A 19,089-nucleotide genomic window follows, 5' to 3' on the forward strand; every position below is an offset into this window, starting at 1 on the left:
TCAAACTCGCATCGGTTCGCACGGTTGAAAAGTTATGAGTTAGCGGCCCAGCTGGATCCGGTTTGCGCCACAAGCGAGCGTAAGCGCCTTCAGCTGTCAGCAGATCCGTACGCCTTCCCTCCGCAACAACCCGCCCCTTGTCCAAGACCACAATCTTGTCGGCCCTACGAATGGTGCTGAGTCGATGAGCGATGACGATGATCGTCTTACCGGCCCGACGCAGATCCTCAACCACCCGCAGGACAACCCGCTCGGCGACCGAGTCGAGAGAGGAGGTCGCTTCGTCGAGGATCAGTACCTCCGGATCCCGGTACAGAGCCCGAGCCAACGCAAGGCGCTGCTTCTCGCCCCCGGAGAGCGAGGGGCTGTGGGATCAACGAACTTACGCAGATCGTGACCGACGGGCGTGTGGCTCCTGAGCAGCGCGAGGCATTCGGCGAAAAGCTCAATATTGGGTTTTGTTGCAACGACTGAGTTGGGCTCAGGGAGGATTGGTGCGCGGCTGGTCAGGCAGCGAGAATGGAGAACTGTTCGGTCAGGGATGGATTCGGATTGAAGGCGTACCTCGCCTGTGGCTTGCGCATCATGTCATCATGCGAGGCCGGTTCGATCGTCGCTGCAATAGGGGCGAGTGTCGATGCGCCTGATCGTTCGCGCCCACTACAGCAGTTGATTGGCACGAACCAGCAGAGAACGCGCGTGTTCAGATTTTCAAGAAAACCACCGCGAGCACGAGTCAGATATTCGCGATCAGTCATGAGGCGACAAGGCAAAATTCTGGGAACCGAAGCCGATCTTCCTCTTCCAAACAGGAACGTTCGTTACTGCTTGAGGGTATAGAGATGAGTTTGGCGGTATCCCTCGTCGGTCCAATTCTTCGGTCAGACAGCGTTTTTCGGAGCGCCCCCATAAAAGTTCGCGTGGGCAGTTGCACTCATTGTCGGCTTTATGACAACAGCGGACATGAAGCGCGAGCCTATCAGAGTGGCCCCTTGTTATAAATGGGTTTTCCTGGATTGGTTCGCCATTTGCTTGGCTAATGCACAACTTCCCGATCAGCAGGATACTTCCGTGAACAGCCCTGGCAAACATACAGTCGTCACGGCGACATACGAGACACTTCGGCTCCACCGCGAGGATCAGGCAATAGCCTTCGACGCCATCGGCGATCGCTATGACGAGGCCTTTCCGCACAAGGAAGGCCAAGTCCTGGCGGGCGAATGGCTGATCAAGTCCTTGCCGACGGGTTCACGGGTTCTGGATCTTGGCTGCGGGACCGGCGTCCCAACCGCACGCCAATTGCTCGACGCCGGTTTGGAGGTCGTGGGTGTCGATTTGTCTGCCGTGATGGTGAAACTCGCCCGCGAGCATGTTCAGGGCGCGACGTTCCATCAACTGGACCTTGCTGACTTGCGACCGGGCGGGCCGAGGGACCTCGGCCGGTTCCAGGCCGTTGCGGCCTTCTTCTCGCTGCTGATGCTTCCACGAGTGGAGATTCCCCTCGCGCTAGCGACGGTCCGTCATCTGCTCGCTCCTGGGGGCTTATTCGCCCTCTCGATGGTGGAGGCGGATGTGGACGATTTCCCGGTACCATTCCTCGGAAATACTATCCGGGTCTCAGGCTATCTGCGAGAGGAGTTGCGTACGGTGGTCGAAGCGGCAGGGTTCACAATCGTGCAGGAGACGTCTTCCGCCTACGTCCCTGCGGTGGCCGACGTGCTGCCGGAAGAACAGATCTTCCTCTGCTGTGAGTTGCGCGGCTGAGTGCAAGTTTGCATTGACCATTCAGGCTTGGTTCTGGCCGACAGGCTCAGTGCGGCCGCTCTTAGATGTGCTCGTTTACCAGCGGCGGGCGTTCTGGGCGCCGTCGATGTAAGATGCGATACGCCTGCGTCTACGCATATACTGTAACGGCTTTCTTTCGGCACGTCCGATTGTGGTGTGGGCGATTCCTGAATAGCCGAAGCGGACGGTGCACCGTCCCGGAATGAGCTCGCCAAAGTCCTCATTCAGGAAACGGGACCACTTTGCCGGGCTCGAAGCTCGTGAGGGGCTCGCCACGCAGCCAGTTCTCGACGTTAATCGAAGGGGCCGAGGACTCCATCTGGGGACTGTCAGGAATTCTGTGCGCGAGGCCATGATGATGGAAAGGAGGTGGCATGAAAGAGGCCGCGCTTACTGGAAGAACGGATCGCCAAAGATGTTGATGGTGCTCGAGGGACAGTCGCACTTCCCACCTTGCGGCGTACCGTATTGGGGTTTCGAGACTCTCAATAACGGAGGAAGTGCGACCGTGCCTTACGATTATCACATCGGCGTGGATTACCACAAATCCTACAGCCATCTCGTCGTTCAGGATGGAACCGGGCGAACGCTGCGCTCGGGGCGGGTCAAGAACGACCGCCATTCGATCGCGGCGTTTTTGGATCGCTACAGGGACAACTCCCATGCTGTCGTCGAGGCCACCCGCAACTGGATGGTCATCTACGACTGGCTCGACGACATCTGCGATGATGTCGCGCTCGCCCACCCTTTGAAGGTGAAGGCGATCGCCGACGCCAAGATCAAGACGGACAAGATCGACGCGACGGTGCTGGCGCATTTGCTGCGAGCCGATCTTGTTCCCGAAGCCTGGGCGCCGAGCGAACAAGCCCGCGGGAACTGCGCCTGGCGCTACGCGAGCGTATGTTTTACGTGCGGCTGCGCACCATGGAGAAGAACCGCGTCGTCACAGTCTTCGACCGCTATCCGGAGCAGACGGTCCGGCTCAAGAAGCTCGCCGATCCGTTCGGCAAGACCGGGCGCAAGCAATTGGCGGAATTGCCTGTCTCGCCGATCGATCGCATCCAGATCGACCGCAGCCTCGCCTTCGTCGATGACATCAATGCGCGGATTAAACAGTCGGAAACGACGATCCGGGCGCTGACGCGAGAGAACACCAATGTGAAGCTGCTGAAGACAATTCCCGGCATCGGGGAATTCTTCGCCCGGTTGATCGACGCCGAGATCGACGATATCCGCCGTTTCCGCTCGGCCAAGAAACTTGCCGCCTATGCCAGCCTTGTCCCGTCAACCTATGCGAGCGGTGGCAAGACTTACCATGGCAAGATCATCAAGCAGGGCAACAAATGGCTGCGCTGGGCTTTTGTCGAAGCGATTGGTCCAGCCGTCGCCACCGATCCGCAACTGAGAGAACAATATGAGCGCCTGAAGCCCCACGGCACCAACAAGGCCAGGGTGGCGATAGCGCGAAAACTATTGACGATCGCATTCCAGCTCCTGCGCGAGCAGCGCCCTTACGAACAGCGCGGCCACAACGGGCAAGGATGCGCGTCAACGATATCCCGGCTTCTCTAATCGGCGCGGTGAGGTCAAGCACTATCGAGTTTTCCACCTATGCAGTTTTCGTCGTCGTTTCGCGGCCCGCGCTTCTCTCCGGGATCGGCATCAAGACCCTCCCATCATGGGATAAGAAGAATGACGTGATCCAATCTGTCCTGCATCCTGGAAGCGCGTCGCGCCATCGGAATAAACCGGGATACGAATTCACATCATCCGTCGTCCGCGAAGGACGCCTTCCGCCGCGTGGCGGAACTCTATGTTCCTAGGAAAGTAAAAACTATGCTGTTGCTGTTGAACTATTTCGTGTCCAGCGGAATTCGGAACCGTCGCTCCATATCCGATGCAGGATTACTGCAAGGCGACGCGCCAGTGCAACGACGGCCTTTTTGGCCCCACGTCGTTTGGCGACATTCATCGCCCACGCTTTCAGCCATGACCATTTCGCTACTCGCGTCAATAGAACCTGTGCCGCTTCGTAGAGGAGTTGCCGCAGCATGGCGTCGCCGCACAGTGAGATGCGACCTATCCGGCGACTTTCTCCCGATTGATTCAGAACCGGGGTTAATCCCAGCACCGCTCCCACAGCTCGTGAGTTTCGGAAGCGGGCCGGGACGTCGATCGTCGACGTGTATGCCAGAGCGACGATCGGACCGACGCCGGGCACTGTCATTAACCGCTGGCAAACCGGATCGCTGCCAGCCGCATCTCGAACCTTTCGATCCAGCTTGGCGAATTCCTCGCGTAGCTTCCGTCTCGCGACAAGCAACGAGCCCAGGATCTCTGCCAACTCCGGCATTCCCTCAATGAGCTCGTATATGCGCTCCTCGAACTTGACCGCCCCGACGATGCCCACCTTAAGCCCGAAGTTACGCAGCAGCCCACGAATGTCGTTCTCAATGGCTATCGCCTTTCCCTTGAGCAGCATGCGTGCGGTCATCAGCGCACGGCGTTTCTGGCTCGCCAACGTCTTAACATGCACAGGGCGGAACAGATTGACGCGCATCATCTGTGCAATGCCCCGGGCGTCATTGCGATCGCTTTTGTTCGGTTGGGCTTGGAGGAACGCCTTGGTGTGCCGAGTCTCGATACAGATCACGGGCAATCTGGCCTTGGCCAAGCCCTCGAACAACCATTGCGACAGTGGTCCTGCCTCGAGGCCGACCCGTTCAAGCCGCCATTGGGGGTCGTTCAAAAGCGCAACCAGGTCCTCAGGATGGCTCACGACCTTCCGTTCTACGCAAATTTTCCCTCTCTCATCGACAATACAAACAGATGTCTCTTTCACAGATACATCGAAGCCGGCATAATGTTTCACGCTGCGCTTCCTTTCCTGATGCTTGTGGCTGTTCGACACAGACCACGTTTTATCATCAACTCGAAGCGCAGCACCTTCTCTACGATCAAAGATGCGCTCAAAGCCGATTATCCCATCTGTCCTGATGATTCTCTAGCGAGCCTGGCAGTGCCGGGCTGCGCTCCTGAAGGAGAATAGGAAGCCGGGAGCCGAACGCCACTATGTGACCGAAGCCAGAGACAAACGGCATCAGGGTCACGGATTGGAGAATGGTTCGAGAACCGAAGGACGCCAGTCCAGCGGACGGTGGAGATTTAGCCGACCAGCCACAGTGCCGGTCAAAACGCAACCGAACCCAAGGAAATCCGCCAGGTGGACGCGATTAACCCCCTTGAGTTCTTTCATTGGAGAGAATCATCACATGGCTATCGAGAAGGAACTTCTGGACCAACTGCTAGCCGGCCGCGATCCCAACGAGGTGTTCGCCAAGGACGGGCTACTCGACGACCTGAAGAAGGCGCTTTCGGAACGGATTCTGAACGCTGAACTCGACGAGCATCTCGAGGACGACCGCACCGACGGCAGCGCCAATCGCCGCAACGGCCATTCGAGGAAGTCGGTTCTGACGGGCACGTCGAAGATGACGCTGTCGATCCCGCGCGACCGGGCCGGGACCTTCGATCCGAAGCTTATCGCCAAATACCAGCGCCGCTTTCCCGATTTCGACGACAAGATCATCTCCATGTACGCGCGCGGCATGACGGTGCGCGAGATCCGCGGCCATCTGGAGGAGCTCTACGGCATCGACGTGTCGCCGGACCTGATTTCGGCCGTCACCGACGCCGTCCTGGAGGAAGTGGCCGAGTGGCAGAACCGCCCGCTGGATGCGGTCTATCCGCTCGTCTTCTTCGATGCGATCCGCGTCAAGATCAGGGACGAGGGCTTCGTGCGCAACAAGGCCGTCTACATTGCGCTCGGCATCCTGCCGGACGGCACGAAGGAGATCCTCGGCATTTGGATCGAGCAGACCGAGGGCGCCAAGTTCTGGCTGCGCGTCATGAACGAACTGAAGAGCCGTGGCGTCGCCGACGTCCTGATCGCCGTCGTCGACGGCCTGAAGGGCTTCCCCGAGGCGATCAACGCCGTCTTCCCCCATACCGTGGTCCAAACCTGCATCGTGCATCTGATCCGCCATTCGCTGGAGTTCGTGTCGTGGAAGGATCGTAAGCCGGTCGTGCCGGCGCTGCGCGCGATCTACCGGGCAAAGGATGCCGAAGCCGGCATGAAGGCCCTGGAGGAACTCGAGGCCGGCTACTGGGGCCAGCGGTATCCGGCGATCACCCAGAGCTGGCGGCGCAACTGGCAACACGTGGTACCGTTCTTCGCCTTCCCCGAAAGCGTGCGCCGGATCATCTACACCACGGATGACATCGACAAGTCTGACGTTGGCTCATTCGTTTCTTTGTTCGGTTCCGGTGAGCCCGTTTCTTCGTCCCGACCGACGCATCGCCATCGGCTCCCGTGTCGAGACGCAGTCAAGGCTGGCCGTCGCACTGACGGTTCGGCAGGTCACGACGCTTCGAGGCCATGCCTTGACGGCGTCGAGCACGGAGCCAGGCTGGAGCAGGCCGTGTCGGCGATTGTCGTGACGGTACATTCTTTGTGCTATCATCGCCCAGCACGGACGACCACGTGGCGAAGAGTGGCGCGAGAGGATGAGAGCGCCGCCGCGCAGCCTATAGTCGCTCCTCCTTTGTGGCGTCCGTGCGCCGCTTCGGCCCTCGTGATCGCCAGTGCCGGACCATCAGCTCGTAGGCACGCTCGGCATTTTCGGCCGCGGCCTTCTCCCGGTTGCGCAACTCCTTGACATTGTAGGCGTAGGCCGCTCCGCGGCGCCCAACACTGCGCTCGCTCGGCGCGCCGGCCTTGAGTGCGAGTTGCCGTTGCTTCGCCGCCACCAGCGCAGGGCGGACCCAGAAGTAGTCCTGCTCCTTGGTCAGCAAGTGCCAGATCAGCACGGCGAGCTTGCGGGCAACGGCGACCGCCGCGACCTGATGGCCACGTTTGCTGCGGATGCGCAGGAAGAAGGCTCTGAGTGGGCCGGGCGCCTTCGCCGCCGCCCAGGCAGCCTCGACCAGCATGGCGCGGGCATGGGAACGCCCATGTTTGCTGATACGTCCATACTGAGCGATGCCAAGGCCGGATTGGCGGACACGCGGATTGAGGCCAAAGTAGCTCACCAGTTTCTGTGGCTCATTGAACCGCCGGATGCCGCCGATGGCGGCGATGATACCGGTTGCCACGATGGCATTCACGCCGGTGATCGTTTGAAGCCGACGGACCTGCGGATCGTCGACCGCCTCCATGGCGATGTCGACATCAAGGTCTGCCAAGTCCTCGGCCAGGCGATCAATCTCGCGAATGTGGCGAGCGATGGCGGCCCGCTCATCGTCGGGGAGCACCTGACGCTCGAGCCAGGCCCGGCCGCGATTGTTGAACAGATCGGCATGCGGGCACTTCGGCACCAGATGCGCTTGCAGGATGTCGTGCACCTCGTTCTTCACCCGCGTGCGGTGCCGTACGACCTGATTGCGTCGGGCGACAAGGCGGCGAAGACGCTCGGTGCGCTCGTCCGGAACCCACACTTCCGGCAAAAAGCCACTGGCCTGCAGCTGCGCCAGAACGCCAGCATCGATCTTGTCGGTCTTGATCCTCGCGTGGGCGATCGCCTTCACCTGCATCGGGTTGGCGACAATCACCCGGCCGACGAAAGGCGACAGCACCCGCACCACCGCCATAGCATTGCCGGTCGCCTCGAGAACGACCTCGTCCTTCTTGCCCAGACTGCGGCCGAACCCTTCCAGTCCCGAGCGGGTCATGTCGACCCGTCCGTGATGACGCAGCCGGCCGTCTTCCCAAACCACCACCTCCGCAAAGGTGCGGTGGATGTCCATTCCAATCACACGTCTCATCGGCTCCTCTCCTCAGACGGTCGGGAGCCGGCGGGCGACGCGACACCTACGGATCCGCGCTCTCGGCGCAACCGGGCAGGTCGCAGGGGCGGCCAGCTACTAACGCGAGCTCGCAGCTCATCGAATGGATCGGCCTGCCCGCACTTGGCGTGCTCCCGGTGCCCCTGTCCCGGATGGTCGCACCATACGCCGAAAATCTCGTATCTCCAGCGCGGACCGGATGGCACCGTCATGATCATACCGGTTACGAACGCGTTCGAGGCGCTGAACTGGAAACTGCGCCGCGCCGTTCGCACCCGAGGCCATTTCCCCAATGACGACGCCGCAATGAAACTGTTATATCTGGTCCTGAACCACGCCGCCGATGATTGGAAACGACCGCCGCGCGAGTGGTTCGAGGCCAAAACCCAGTTCGCCGTCGTCTTCGGCGAAAGGTTCGTCAGCTAATGACGAAAACGGCCTCGCGCACAGAATTCCTGACAGTCCCCTCCATCTGCAATACCATGCTGATCTCCAAAGCTATGCTAAACGTTGCGCGACTTCATGAGCGAGCTTGTTTCCCTCTCAAAGACCGGGCACACCGGTTCGAGGCGGGAGACAGCATCGCTCGTCTTGCGCATTTGCGTGCCGTCACCCTCGCTCAGTGTTGCCCCACTCTATGAGCAAAGCCCGTGCCAACGCGCTCAGCGCCCAGTAGGGGCATGATTACGCTCTGAAAAACCTCCACAGTGCCCAGATGGCCGGTCGCAATGAACCTGCCGTTTTTGCCAATGTTGTTCTGAACCTGACATTGTGTCTGCCTCTGTCAGGTTTTGGACACGCATCGTCCGCGCTTCGCGCCGCCAGAGAAGCGTGGCCCGTCCGCACGGTCCCGAAGCGCCAAGGCCATGAGGGCGCGTACGGAACCCAGCCTCTGCCCATCTTCCCGAGGCCGTTCGCCTCAGTGACATTAGTGGGGTTGGCTCGCCGCTAACAGTTGCGGGGCAGCGCCGGCATCGCACCGGCTTCCCTCTTGGCTACGCTGCAGCAGCGCCGTATGGAGAAACACGACATGCAACAATCACAACATGGTCGCCGCGTATGTAGGCGCGAACCTAACGGCATTTCGGGCATTAAGTGTGATTTGAGACTGAGCTCATCTGGACCGCTTGGTCAGCCCTCGTTCGTCATGTCCCCTCTGAACGATATCCCATCGCCAGGATCATTCTTCTGTCCGCGGTCAACCGGAAGCCGCCACACCATGACATCGGGCCCAGAGCTGAGGGTCAATCTAGGACGTGGTTTGCCGCAATATTCACAGCACTACACACGACCTTGCCAGGCTCTCGTCCCGGCGACGGGACCTCAGGAGAGCCGTTCGGCTCCCACAAACGCTCATCTCCTATGCCATCACTGCGGCCTTGCTGAGCGGAATTCGGTAGCTTCCACCCACATGCGATGGAGCACGACGCCCCAACTAGCGGGCAAGGGCCACCTTGGCGCGCTCCATACCCCGACGTTTCGCCACGTAGACCGCCCAGTGCTTCAGGATCGAAAAGCGGGTCGCCCGCTTTGATGCGCTTCAACACCACATTCTGAGGGACAACCACCCAACTGGCTATGCTCGCGAAGGCCGGCCCATTGCGACATCTAGGCCCGCTCGGTCAATAAGGACTTGCAGAACGCGGGGGTGAGCTTGCCGCGGTGGATCATGGCGTTGTCGTGCCCCCATGCAGCCCGGCGGTCCTGCCACTGCCGATTGTGGCCGCGCTGTTCATTGGACTTGACGTGGCAAGCCGCGAAGTCCGCATCATCCAGCATTGGCAACTGCCCAGCATGTACCGGCCGGTTCGTATGGATGTGCACCCACACCGGATTCGGCGTTGCACCATTGCGCAGTGCCGTGGGCTGCAGCCTGATCTCGAACAGCGACCCTGGCTCCCCTGATTTCACCTTCAACGCGCGCGGTCGATCCTCGGCCTTCAACTGCCCGGCCGCCCGCAAGTGCTCAAGGTACTTCTGCGACGGAAATGCATAGGTCTTCATGCATTCGATCGTCATAATCTCCTTTTGCTGGGTCAAAGTCTTGGCGAGTCCCTTCGCCTGGCTCAACATGTCTTTGAGGTGGGCTGTTTTCTCGTTCACTTTGGGTACCTGCGTAGACGGCAGTAGCAGGCGTAGACGAAAATCCTCCAATGCGGCAAGACAGGCCTGCATCTCGGTGGCTTGCGTTTGCAGGCGCTCAACCACGGTGTCGACGGCGTGTTCGACGTCCTCGGGTTTCATCTGGAGCGCTTGCGAGATGGTTCTTTGCTGACCAGCCAGATCGAACTGCAAAAGTTCGTCCAACCGCTCGAGTCGTGGCGTCAGGGCCTTCGGGGACGCCGGGGCCTCCCAGATCGCCAAGTTTTCTGCCGCCGCCGACGCACTCGCATGCGCCTCCTCTGCACTCACGAGCTTCTTCGTACCCAGATCCGAGCGTACGAGCACCATGGGTACCGGCGCAGGGTCGCTGACGGCCGCAGCGATTTGCGGTTCCGGCCGCCCGGCCGCCGAACTCCCAGCGCCAGCGGCCGGCTTGTCCTTGCCTTTCCCTTTCTTGCGCGCTGCGGTGCCTTCGGCCATTGCCGCCTTGGCAGTGTCGGCCGGTATCGCCGCGCCAGCGTCGGCCGGCAGTGCAACGGCTGGCGGCTTTGGCTGCAGTTCCAGGTAGTGGATGACATCGTGCGCAATGATCCACGCGCCCTCCACGATCTGGCTCAACAGTTCCAATGGCAGGCCGGCGCCTGTTTGGTGATCGTCCAGTTTGGTCCGGATGACCTGGAACGCCGACGCAAATTCCGAAAGCCGCTCCGTGACTCCTTCCAAAACGGCGCAGTGCTCTGCGTCGAGTGGGCGCCCACCGCTGTGCAGAACAGCGTCGGCCGTCGAGAGGAATGCCGGAAAAACGTCTCCGATGAAGTTTTCCAGCCTACGCACTCGCCCATTCTCACCAATGAGCAGTTTCCTGACGGGTGCTTCAAACGTGCTCGCCTGCGGCTCAATGTTGACCTGCGCGAGAGCGATCCGCGATTGCAGCTGCATTACCTTTGAATTCACTAACCAGCCGGTGTGCAGCCGCAGCGCGGCCTCTTCTTCCTGCCGCATCTTGGCTGTTGAACTTGGTAGGTTGGCAGTCGCGGCGCAGACGGACCGCGTCCATTCGTAGCGCTGTACTTTCTTGTCCCACAGCTCCATGCGGGCCACATGATACTTCGTCAAACTCGGAGCCGATCGGCTCAGCTGGTCGAGGGTGGCATTGGATTGGACCATCCGGTGGAGGACTTTGGCCACACGCTCCTTGTCCTCTTCGACCTTGTCGAAGATCTTTTCGGCCACCATGTTGCATTCGTCCGCCCGACTGAGCGCGTCGTCACGGAATTGACGCACCTGAGCGTCGGACAGAATCCTACGCGCCACAGGCCGGGGCAGGTTCGCGTAGTAGTCCAGAACTTTTGCGCCCGCATTGATGACCCGATCGATCTGGTCTTGCGCGTCCTCGAACGACTTTATGTTTTGCAGGCCCTTTTCCTGGCAAGCGTCGAGTTCCTCAAGCAGCCCGTGCATTCGTCGCTTTGCCTCGCTGATCTCTTCGCGGGACAAGGAAATGGCGACTGCCACACCCGAAGTTGGCGGCTGGCTGGCGAGCGGCGCCAGGGCTTCACCCTCCGACATTGAGGGAACATTGCGCCGCCGCGGACCGGCTGCACGTGGCGCGGCCGCTGCATGCCGAGCAGTGTCCAGGGCTCGGTCTCCGCCAACGGAGGGACCGGACTGCCTGTCGCGTGGGGCATCGTCGACACCACGCTGCAAGGGAACGGCGGGCGTCCTTCTATCTATCCCCACAGAGCGCATCTGCTCCACGACGGCATCGAACGACTGGCCGCTTGCCCCAGGCGCACGACTTGATTGCGAGCGCGAACTGCTCGCCTCCCCCGCCCTGCCGGCTCTCTTTTCAGCCCGCGATCGCCCAGATCGGTTAATGCCCGTCATATTCCGTCTCCGATCTGGCGAGGATGTGTTGCCTATGGTTTGGGCTGATGTCGCTCAGCCGTATCAGGGCTTTGGCGTGTAAGTGCAATCGGTCAAATGACACGTGGCATGACGTCTCAGAACCAGCGGAATGTTGTCGTCAATCGTCACGGCCAGCCCGGACCCACGACGACATGATCCAAGTACACGTCGTCAGAAGCCAAGATCGGTCGAGACTCGCACCCGATCGAATCACAGCTTTTTGTACAAAACAGTGGCTTCTTGTTTGCACGTTGCCATTCACAAGCGCTGTTCTTCGTTCACTTAGGCCGTAGATTATCTGTCGTTTAAACCTGCTCAGACTAGATGCATCCAGATAAACATGTCTGCAAACCATTGGCTTTCTGCAGCCGTTTGCTCGGCGGCTGCCAACTGATTTGTTTCGTCAGCTTCGCCAATGCGCGTTTGGTGCATATCGGACGAGCCACCAATTCGACCACACATAGCGATCCGCACTCCTATGTTCGCATTGCGTTCAGGCTGGTCAGGCGCGGCAAGTCTAGATAGACCGCTTGGCTGACGATTAACTGACGAAGAGTTTCTCTCTGGCACAAAAGAAATCCGATTGGCTTAAGCGCTAGCGAATTACGAAATCAGGCTGCGCCTAAACGAGCCGGCGAACGCCGCAGGTCAGGCGACTAGGCTTGCGGAGCGCTGTCACGTTACGCACTGGTTGAATGGACGTCCCCGAGGTGCGCTGCCTTCAATTCCGGTTTGCCTGCGAAACGTCTGCACATTAGGTCCGGAAGCGTGCCTCACCCTAGGCGATACACGCGAGACCTGCGGAGCGCCCTTGACGGCTGTTGCTTCCTCCAGACCTTTTTCTGCCGAGCTATCGCGCGCAGTTGGGGCCTCGGGCATGTCTGCCTGCGTCATGAAATCCAGCATCCCGCAAGTGCGTTGGACGAAGCCGGGCCGCCAGATGCGCGAGTACAATGCCGACCGCCTTCTCTATGTGGCCGCGTGCGATGCCTAGCAGGTCGCCCCTTTCCTGTATTCTTCTTGAATCCCGCTCATTCTGCGCGCTTCGTGCCCCGTGCACGATCGTTCCGGTCGTGTCCATAATCCATACGCTGTCTCTTCCTGAGAGACATCGATCCCAGAGAGTGTCCCATGGCTGCTGTTCCTCTCATGATGCTTGGAGCCGATCGCTCGGACTCCGTTTCGCCACCGTCATTCCGAGGGATAGCCACTCAACCTGGCTATGCCGCGAACGCCTGCCCATTGCGGCATTTATCTGTTATCTGTCTGTCGGTTTTACTTGCCTATCCTGCATTCCCGGACAGCTATATGGCGTCCGAAAATAGAGAGTTTCAGAGCCCGGATGCCTTGGTGAGATTTGACCCGGAAGCGGTCACGCCGCCGCTGCCACCTCCGGGTCATCTCGGCGCTCGTGTGGCCGAGTTGCTTCTGTCCATAGCGCCTCCTCGACTTCGGTCGAGGAGGCGAGGCCGGCGCGCAGTGAATGGCCGGCAACGAGCTTTCCACGTTCGCCTTCCGGCAGGTCGCCGCGTACTCTGGCCGCCTAGGCAGTCCGCGTGACAGGCGGGCGACCTCCTGCTCGTTGAGCCGGGCGGCGCCAACCGCCTTACCTTGGCCGGTGTAGCGCCGGAAGAGGGACCGTGCGCGATGCGGGGCGAGCTTGAGCCAGATTTGCACGCTACAACCGGGCAGGTGGCATCGGACGAGCCGCGCCCGACGTTGACCTCCCGCCAGCCGGTCTTGCCGCGAAGGGAAACGAGCATGCCCTTGTCGAGGGCCTCGATCCAGCCGCGGCCGTCTTTGGTCTGGTCGCGGCCGACGACCTCGGAGCGGCGCAGGCCGCCGCGAAGCCAAATCAGCAGTATGGCGCGGTCACGCAGGCCGCGCAGGGTTCCGCGGTCCAGCTTTTCCAGCATGGCAATCAGGTCTTCGGGCAGGATGGCCTCTTTCTGCACCGGCGGCTTGGCGTGCGTGTTGCGAATGCCGGGAGTATGGTGCGATGTGGCCGTCTTTTCTGTCCAGCGCCTGGCGCGCTGCGCAAAATTCCAGGACAGCGACAAAGCCGGCGCTGGATGATCGACACCGATTTTTCCTCCGGAGGCTGTCCGGGGATGCGAGGGCGGCGATGTAGAGCCCAACGACCTGGGGATCGGGCGGAAGCATCTCGACGCCCTGGCGACGACAGCTCGAGAACTGCCGCCAGTCGGATGCATAAGCGCGGCGCGTGTTGGCAGAACTCGCCGCCTCGACATAGTCGCGCGCCCGGCCGGCGAGCGCGTCGAGCTGCCGGCAGGCGGGGATTGGTCCAAAAGAGAGGAGGGGGCTTCGGCCGGCGGAGTCCTCGGGCACACGACCCATCGACGTGGACGATGTCGGGCAGGTCGTTGTTAATCGGCATGTCGTGCCGGCCGAGGCCCCCGGTGCGATTTGGTCGACACCTGAAGCCGGTTCCTGTGGTCGAGCGGGACGGTGCCGATTACGCTTACATTTGCGGACGAAAGGGGCCATTTTCGCGAAAAAAAGCACATGACGACCGAGAAAAGCCAATTATCGGTGCGTTATCGGCTGACGACGGGCCGGTTTTAGGGCGGAAATCAGGGCAACGCGCCGCGATGAAAGGACAAGGTGTGAACGATCTGAAGCGGACAGCAATCGAATTGCAACACGTCGTTAGCAGCTGCCGCGACGCACGGCGGCTTTGGCGTCCTTTCTACTGGTGAGAAGCTTACGGCCGCTTTGGTGTTGAACCGTCCCGATTAGCTGGTCGAGATGAATTACACCCTGGCCGGGGCCATCGAGCGTGTCGGCCAGGAGTGGCTTGCTCTCATTTCGCGCGGCGAAGCTCCTTGAAGAGGAGGATGAACAAGCCGCCGGTGAAGTATGAGCCAGCCTGATCGACCGACACTGCGGGTTGCTCCAAGCTACACAGTGATGTAACGTGTGCTACACGATTGGAGCTACACACATGACGCTGAACATTCGCAATCCGGAGGCCGATACTCTCGCTCGGGAGCTTGCGCGCATTGACCGCACAAGCATCACCGATGCTGTAATTGTCGCCCTGCGGGAAACCATCCGCAACCGGATGAACAAGGAAAGCCCGAGAGAAACGGCGCAAAAGATTCTGGCTAAGCACGGCCTGTCTTTTCAGCCAGGTCGAAAGCCGGTTCCACCGCAGGCCTATCACGAGCTCGACCAGGATCTCACAGGTGGTGACGAATAATGTTCGTCGATGCATGTGCGATCGTCTCGATGATGGCGGGGGAGGACACGGCCGACGCCTATGAAGCGGCGCTGCTCGAGGCGGCATCGCCGTCCACCTCGACACTTGCTGCCTGGGAAGCCATCATCGTCCTTTCACGGCCGGATCAGTTGAATTGCGCCAACAAAGCGGCTGAGGCGGTTGTCGTCGAATGGCTCGAAGCACGAAAGATCCGGCTGCGCGAGCCCGGTTCGCCCCGACGCGTCCTGTCCTACGCGATCGCTGTTGCCGAACAGCACGGCATAGGAAAGCGGCGCCTCAGCAACTTCGATTGCTTCCACTACGCCTACGCCAATGTGATGCGCTCGCCGCTGCTTACGCTGGACGAGCTTTTGCGTCAGACAGACGTGGCAACCTTGCCGAAAGGATCAGATGAATGACCGTCTTCGAATTGACTGCCGGAATTGACCGGGGCCGTTGCCGAGCAGGTAAGCGAGGACATGGCCCTGATCTCGCGCGGCGAGGAGCTTGACCTTCCATGGCGTAGAATTAGCCTCCTTATCGACTATGACCTTGTGGAACGGTAACGCCGGCGCTCTTGGGCGGTTCTCGTTGGGGGAGCCGGACCAGCCTTGGCTGGTCAGAGAAAGGAAAGCAGTTTATGCGCGGTTGAGCGGAGCAGAAGGCGAGAAAAGGGGTCAGGGCGTGATCCCAGGCCCCTTTCGAACGCAGCGATGAAGCCGCGACGGCGAGCGTCGTCGGCATACGCCGAGAGTGGCTTGCTGGCGGCAAAGGTCATGTCGTAATCGACCAGACCGCCGAACGGCCCGCGCAAGCTGTCGAGGTCCCCCAGGGCGACATAGCCGAGTTCCGGGAATCCCGGCCAAAGTCGCGACGACCGAAGGAGACTCCGGTCTGGTCGAGCTCGGTTAAGACTCAGGTCGCGCGTCCGGTCGGCACTAGAAGCGTCACGAGGGGCTCGCGATCAAGCTCGGGCTGTTCGACCTTCCGCGCAACGCAATTCGCTTGGTGCTCCGGGCGGGCCATCATTTCTGCAGGAAGATGAAATAGTAGCGTCATGACAGGATCTCATCTCATCTCGATGACGAAAGGGGCGTAGGTCGCGCGCGACAAGCGGGGAGTGCGTCCGATGCCATTGAGAGGGGCAACCAACGCCGCAACCAGCGGCCTTGGTTTACGCGGGTGCTGCCCGCCTTACAGGCACTGGCAGGGGACATAGATAGCCTTCTGCGGCGCGCTCGCAGGACTGCTGAACGCCACCTTGGCGCCAGCCCGCATGCCCCGACAGTCGAACCATTACGATTGCGGCGTCTTTGTGCTGGAGGGAACGTGGGCACTGGTTGGACGATTGGTGGAAGGGCAGCGGCCAGACCGCGAACCGCTGCCCCTCGACAAGCTCGTCGCCGATCGGCAGGCGCTGCAAGACCGGCTGAGAGGGCGCTTGCCGCACGAGGAAGAGCTCCGGCAGCTGTTGGATGACGAGCCTGCCTCCCCACCAATGATGGCCTTCGAGCCAGGGGAACTCCGGCGACTGCTTGATGACGAGCCTGCCTCTCCCCCAATGATGGCCTTCGAGCCAGAGGAACTCCGGCGACTGCTGGATGATGAGCCTGCCTCCTCTTCGCCACGAATTAATTCGACCCCACATGCGCGAACGGACCGTGTCCATCAGCCAACCCAGGCGCCGTGACTCCCTGAACGCAAAACATAACGCGGACCTCCTTTGCGGCACAGGCCCCGTCCAGGTTCTCGTGATCAGCGAAGGGACGGTGCATGTCCTTCGGGTTGCGTGGCACCTTGGCAAAGCGCGCATTGAAGTCCGCCATGAACTCAGCCGCGTAGGCGTTGGCCGCCTCGATCGTGCTGATGCCGCGCAGCTCGCAGATCCTTCACAAGCCGGTCCTGCAGCGTCTGGTTGGCGCGCTCAACGCGTCCCTTCGCCTGGGGGAGTTTGCGCAGATGAACTCAATGTTGAACTAATGGAGCGCCCGGCCGAATTGCGTCAGACCGGCTGCCGCGGTCCAACTTGGAACCATGCGTCGTCCTGGCCGAGACGCCGAGCAAACCCGCGCGGTGGCGCTGGTCATTCTTCGCTCACCAACCCTCGACAGAACTTCGATCCGCTGCAGCTCGCGTTCGCTCATCAGAACCGGTCCCAACCTGCAATCTCCTGTGCGCTCGAAGGCGGGGAGATCGCCAAGGCAAACGCAGGGGCGACATTCCTACTTTGCTAGATCCGGACACTTTAGCTTAGCTGCTAAAAAGCAAAGTGGTATAAGATAATAGTGTGGTACAGATCGGTTCCTGCAGAGGGGCATGAGTGCGAACCTTGTGCTCTAGAAGCCCAAGGGTGATCGCGCCTGTTAATCGGCTCATGACGTCATCTCGGAGGACGAGAAGCGATTGTTGACGCACCGGTACGAGCTGCCTCGGTCGTTCGCTCGATCGAAAGTACTGTGTGTGGAGAAAGCTCTCCATCATGCAAGACGAAAAGCTGCTGGGCTGCTTCCTTGTCCGCTGCCGTGAGCCGATGATTCAGGCGAAGAAAGTCCATCCAGGTCGGCGTGCGAAATGTCTCTGTCCAAAGTGAAGGCGTTTGGAGGTTGCGCTGGAGCGTCCAGTTTCGCGCACCGGCGCGGCTAAGAGCGTGACGCTTTGCACGCATGCAGGCCAGAAAGGCGTCGGTATTCTTTTCGGATATGCAATAGTCGATTTTGGCAACGATAGGGCCACTCCTTGGCTTCAGATCGAGTGCCAGCTCCGGTGCGCGAAAATCCGAACTTTCCTGGTCCGTTTCTTCCCATGGACGTATCGGCAACACCATTCCCGCTGCTGCAACCAACAACAGACCCCCGGCGGCGCCCTCCAAAGCCCAGTTCAGGGAGTAATTCTGCGCGACGGAACCCCAAATCCAGCTGCCGGCAGCCATACCGCCAGCGCTCAAGGCGTAGTAGATGGAGAGTGTACGGCCGACTACCCACCGTGGGCTTGCGAGTTGCACCGCCACGTCAATGCCGGTCCAGGTGATAAGCCAACCCGCGCCGCCCAAGGCAAGCGCGACTGCCGCCACAGGGACCGACGATGTTAGTGCAAGGGAAACGCAACATGCTGCACAAGCGACAGAGGCGAAAGCCACCAGCCTGTTTTGAGACGTGATCCGCCTCAGGAACCCGTTGCTCATGCCCGCGATGAAAGCCCCGGTGCCGAAGCCGGCCAATAAAATACCGTAGACGATCGGCCCGCTCTTCAACTGATCCCGAACGACGAGAGGGAGCAGCGCCAGGATCGAAATGCTGGCCAACCCGAAAAGGGTTGCACGGGCGATCGCCGCCCTGATCTCCAACGACAACGCCGTAAAGCGCACTCCGTCATGAATTGCCGTCAGCATTCTCTCACGGGGGAGAGGCGAAGAGCGGACTTTCCATTTGGTGCGCCATATTGCGCATAGAGGCGCCAGATCACTCAGCGCGGCCAAGGCGAAAGCGGCCAGCGGTCCAATGAAGGCCAGGATCACGCCACCCAGAGCCGGACCCACGCTGCGAACAATGTTGTATCCGACAGACATAATCGTCACCGCAGCCGGAATGTCGCGCTTGTGAAGGATATCGCCAACGGAAGCGTGCCAAGCCGGATCATTCAAAGCGAAACCGCAGCCAGCCAGGAAACCCAGTCCCAGTAACAGCCAAGGATGGACAAATCCCAGACCGACCAAAATCATCAGCGTCGTTGATGCCAATGCTATCAAGCAGTGCCCCGCAAACATCACCCATCGGCGGCTGAAGTTATCGGCGATGGCACCGGCGAGAATTGAGAGGAAGAACACCGGCAATGTGGATGCGGCCTGAACGAGTGCGACCATCAGGTCGGAAGCCGAAATGGTGGCCATCAGCCAACTGATGGCGACCGTCTGCACGAGCCACCCGAGGCTGGATATTTGTGTGGCAGTCCAGATCGAGCGAAATGCCGGGTTGCGAAGCGGGGCAAGCGTCGTTGGAACGGACGGACAAGGATCTTCGTGCTGCACGTTTTTGCCTTCGACGAGCCGATCATTTAATTCACGGCTGCCAGCCTGACTTTTTGTCTCTGCGATTTGTGTAATCGGTCAGTACTTCCAGTGCATGACCCAGCACCCGCTTCCGCATGCTCCACAATCAACATTGGGGCGGCCGAAATCTCGGTTTACTGTGACCCGCTCAATCCCGAGTTCTTGACGAGCAGAGACTGGA

At 60.3% G+C, this 19,089-nt stretch carries 9 protein-coding genes, 8 pseudogenes and 1 riboswitch; of the genes and pseudogenes, 6 read left to right on the forward strand and 11 right to left on the reverse strand.

Annotation, left to right across the window (positions count from 1 at the left end; genetic code table 11):
- Positions 1 to 58: 58 nt before the first annotated feature.
- Positions 59 to 358: pseudogene (locus tag ACG873_RS02545) on the reverse strand (ATP-binding cassette domain-containing protein); the annotation flags it as partial.
- Positions 359 to 506: 148 nt separating this feature from the next.
- Positions 507 to 587: pseudogene (locus ACG873_RS02550) on the reverse strand (IS6 family transposase); the annotation flags it as partial.
- A 376-nt stretch (positions 588 to 963) separates the two neighbouring features.
- Between ACG873_RS02550 and ACG873_RS02555 the strand changes: the two are divergent.
- Together ACG873_RS02555 and ACG873_RS02560 are read left to right on the forward strand one after the other, a co-directional pair.
- A complete protein-coding gene (locus ACG873_RS02555) occupies positions 964 to 1,764 on the forward strand; it encodes a class I SAM-dependent DNA methyltransferase (RefSeq protein WP_394890268.1) in 801 nt (266 codons plus the stop codon).
- Between the two features lie 436 nt (positions 1,765 to 2,200).
- Positions 2,201 to 3,357 (forward strand): annotated as a pseudogene (locus tag ACG873_RS02560) (IS110 family transposase).
- 262 nt (positions 3,358 to 3,619) lie between these two features.
- On the opposite strand, the gene ACG873_RS02565 reads toward ACG873_RS02560, so the two are convergent.
- On the reverse strand, positions 3,620 to 4,657 hold the full coding sequence (locus tag ACG873_RS02565; protein WP_394890270.1) for an IS110 family transposase: 1,038 nt from the start codon (positions 4,655 to 4,657) through the stop codon (positions 3,620 to 3,622).
- A gap of 400 nt (positions 4,658 to 5,057) precedes the next feature.
- Between ACG873_RS02565 and ACG873_RS02570 the strand changes: the two are divergent.
- Positions 5,058 to 6,071, forward strand: a pseudogene (locus tag ACG873_RS02570) (IS256 family transposase); the annotation flags it as partial.
- A 301-nt stretch (positions 6,072 to 6,372) separates the two neighbouring features.
- On the opposite strand, the gene ACG873_RS02575 reads toward ACG873_RS02570, so the two are convergent.
- The gene (locus ACG873_RS02575; protein WP_394890272.1) at positions 6,373 to 7,590 is read right to left on the reverse strand and encodes an IS110 family transposase; all 1,218 of its coding nucleotides are present in this window, start codon (positions 7,588 to 7,590) and stop codon (positions 6,373 to 6,375) included.
- 252 nt (positions 7,591 to 7,842) lie between these two features.
- On the opposite strand from ACG873_RS02575, the pseudogene ACG873_RS02580 reads away from it, so the two are divergent.
- Positions 7,843 to 8,055: pseudogene (locus tag ACG873_RS02580) on the forward strand (transposase); the annotation flags it as partial.
- A gap of 426 nt (positions 8,056 to 8,481) precedes the next feature.
- A riboswitch (cobalamin riboswitch) is annotated at positions 8,482 to 8,652 on the reverse strand.
- 345 nt (positions 8,653 to 8,997) lie between these two features.
- On the opposite strand, the pseudogene ACG873_RS02585 reads toward ACG873_RS02580, so the two are convergent.
- From ACG873_RS02585 to ACG873_RS02595, 3 genes and pseudogenes are all read right to left on the reverse strand, one after another.
- Positions 8,998 to 9,157 (reverse strand): annotated as a pseudogene (locus ACG873_RS02585) (IS110 family transposase); the annotation flags it as partial.
- An 80-nt stretch (positions 9,158 to 9,237) separates the two neighbouring features.
- Positions 9,238 to 11,301 carry a hypothetical protein gene (locus tag ACG873_RS02590; protein WP_394890274.1) on the reverse strand — a complete coding sequence of 688 codons (2,064 nt, stop codon included), beginning with the start codon at positions 11,299 to 11,301 and terminating at the stop codon, positions 9,238 to 9,240.
- Between the two features lie 1,670 nt (positions 11,302 to 12,971).
- Positions 12,972 to 14,148, reverse strand: a pseudogene (locus ACG873_RS02595) (integrase).
- 457 nt (positions 14,149 to 14,605) lie between these two features.
- Between ACG873_RS02595 and ACG873_RS02600 the strand changes: the two are divergent.
- Positions 14,606 to 14,863, forward strand: a complete 258-nt coding sequence (locus ACG873_RS02600) for a type II toxin-antitoxin system VapB family antitoxin (RefSeq protein WP_394890276.1) — start codon at positions 14,606 to 14,608, stop codon at positions 14,861 to 14,863.
- Positions 14,863 to 15,282 carry a type II toxin-antitoxin system VapC family toxin gene (locus tag ACG873_RS02605; RefSeq protein WP_394890278.1) on the forward strand — a complete coding sequence of 140 codons (420 nt, stop codon included), beginning with the start codon at positions 14,863 to 14,865 and terminating at the stop codon, positions 15,280 to 15,282. Before ACG873_RS02600 ends, ACG873_RS02605 begins: the two co-directional genes overlap by 1 nt.
- 200 nt (positions 15,283 to 15,482) lie before the next feature.
- On the opposite strand, the gene ACG873_RS02610 is transcribed toward ACG873_RS02605, so the two are convergent.
- From ACG873_RS02610 to ACG873_RS02625, 4 genes and pseudogenes are all read right to left on the reverse strand, one after another.
- Entirely contained in the window at positions 15,483 to 15,677 is a 195-nt protein-coding gene (locus ACG873_RS02610; protein ID WP_394890279.1) for a hypothetical protein, read from the reverse strand.
- Positions 15,678 to 16,037: 360 nt separating this feature from the next.
- Positions 16,038 to 16,532, reverse strand: a complete 495-nt coding sequence (locus ACG873_RS02615; protein WP_394890280.1) for a hypothetical protein — start codon at positions 16,530 to 16,532, stop codon at positions 16,038 to 16,040.
- A 94-nt stretch (positions 16,533 to 16,626) separates the two neighbouring features.
- A pseudogene (locus ACG873_RS02620) lies at positions 16,627 to 16,872 on the reverse strand (ISNCY family transposase); the annotation flags it as partial.
- Between the two features lie 371 nt (positions 16,873 to 17,243).
- Positions 17,244 to 18,887, reverse strand: a complete 1,644-nt coding sequence (locus ACG873_RS02625; protein WP_394890281.1) for an MFS transporter — start codon at positions 18,885 to 18,887, stop codon at positions 17,244 to 17,246.
- Positions 18,888 to 19,089 lie beyond the last annotated feature (202 nt).

This window comes from Allomesorhizobium aridi, from assembly GCF_043769475.1.
Classification (GTDB): domain Bacteria; phylum Pseudomonadota; class Alphaproteobacteria; order Rhizobiales; family Rhizobiaceae; genus Allomesorhizobium.

Coding starts and splice junctions, on each gene's coding strand:
- ACG873_RS02590 (WP_394890274.1), bottom strand. CDS start 11,301: ATGTCGGAGGGTGAAGCCCTGGCGCCGCTCGCCAGCCAGCCGCCAACT.
- ACG873_RS02600 (WP_394890276.1), top strand. CDS start 14,606: ATGACGCTGAACATTCGCAATCCGGAGGCCGATACTCTCGCTCGGGAG.
- ACG873_RS02555 (WP_394890268.1), top strand. CDS start 964: ATGAAGCGCGAGCCTATCAGAGTGGCCCCTTGTTATAAATGGGTTTTC.
- ACG873_RS02605 (WP_394890278.1), top strand. CDS start 14,863: ATGTTCGTCGATGCATGTGCGATCGTCTCGATGATGGCGGGGGAGGAC.
- ACG873_RS02575 (WP_394890272.1), bottom strand. CDS start 7,590: ATGGACATCCACCGCACCTTTGCGGAGGTGGTGGTTTGGGAAGACGGC.
- ACG873_RS02615 (WP_394890280.1), bottom strand. CDS start 16,532: ATGGACACGGTCCGTTCGCGCATGTGGGGTCGAATTAATTCGTGGCGA.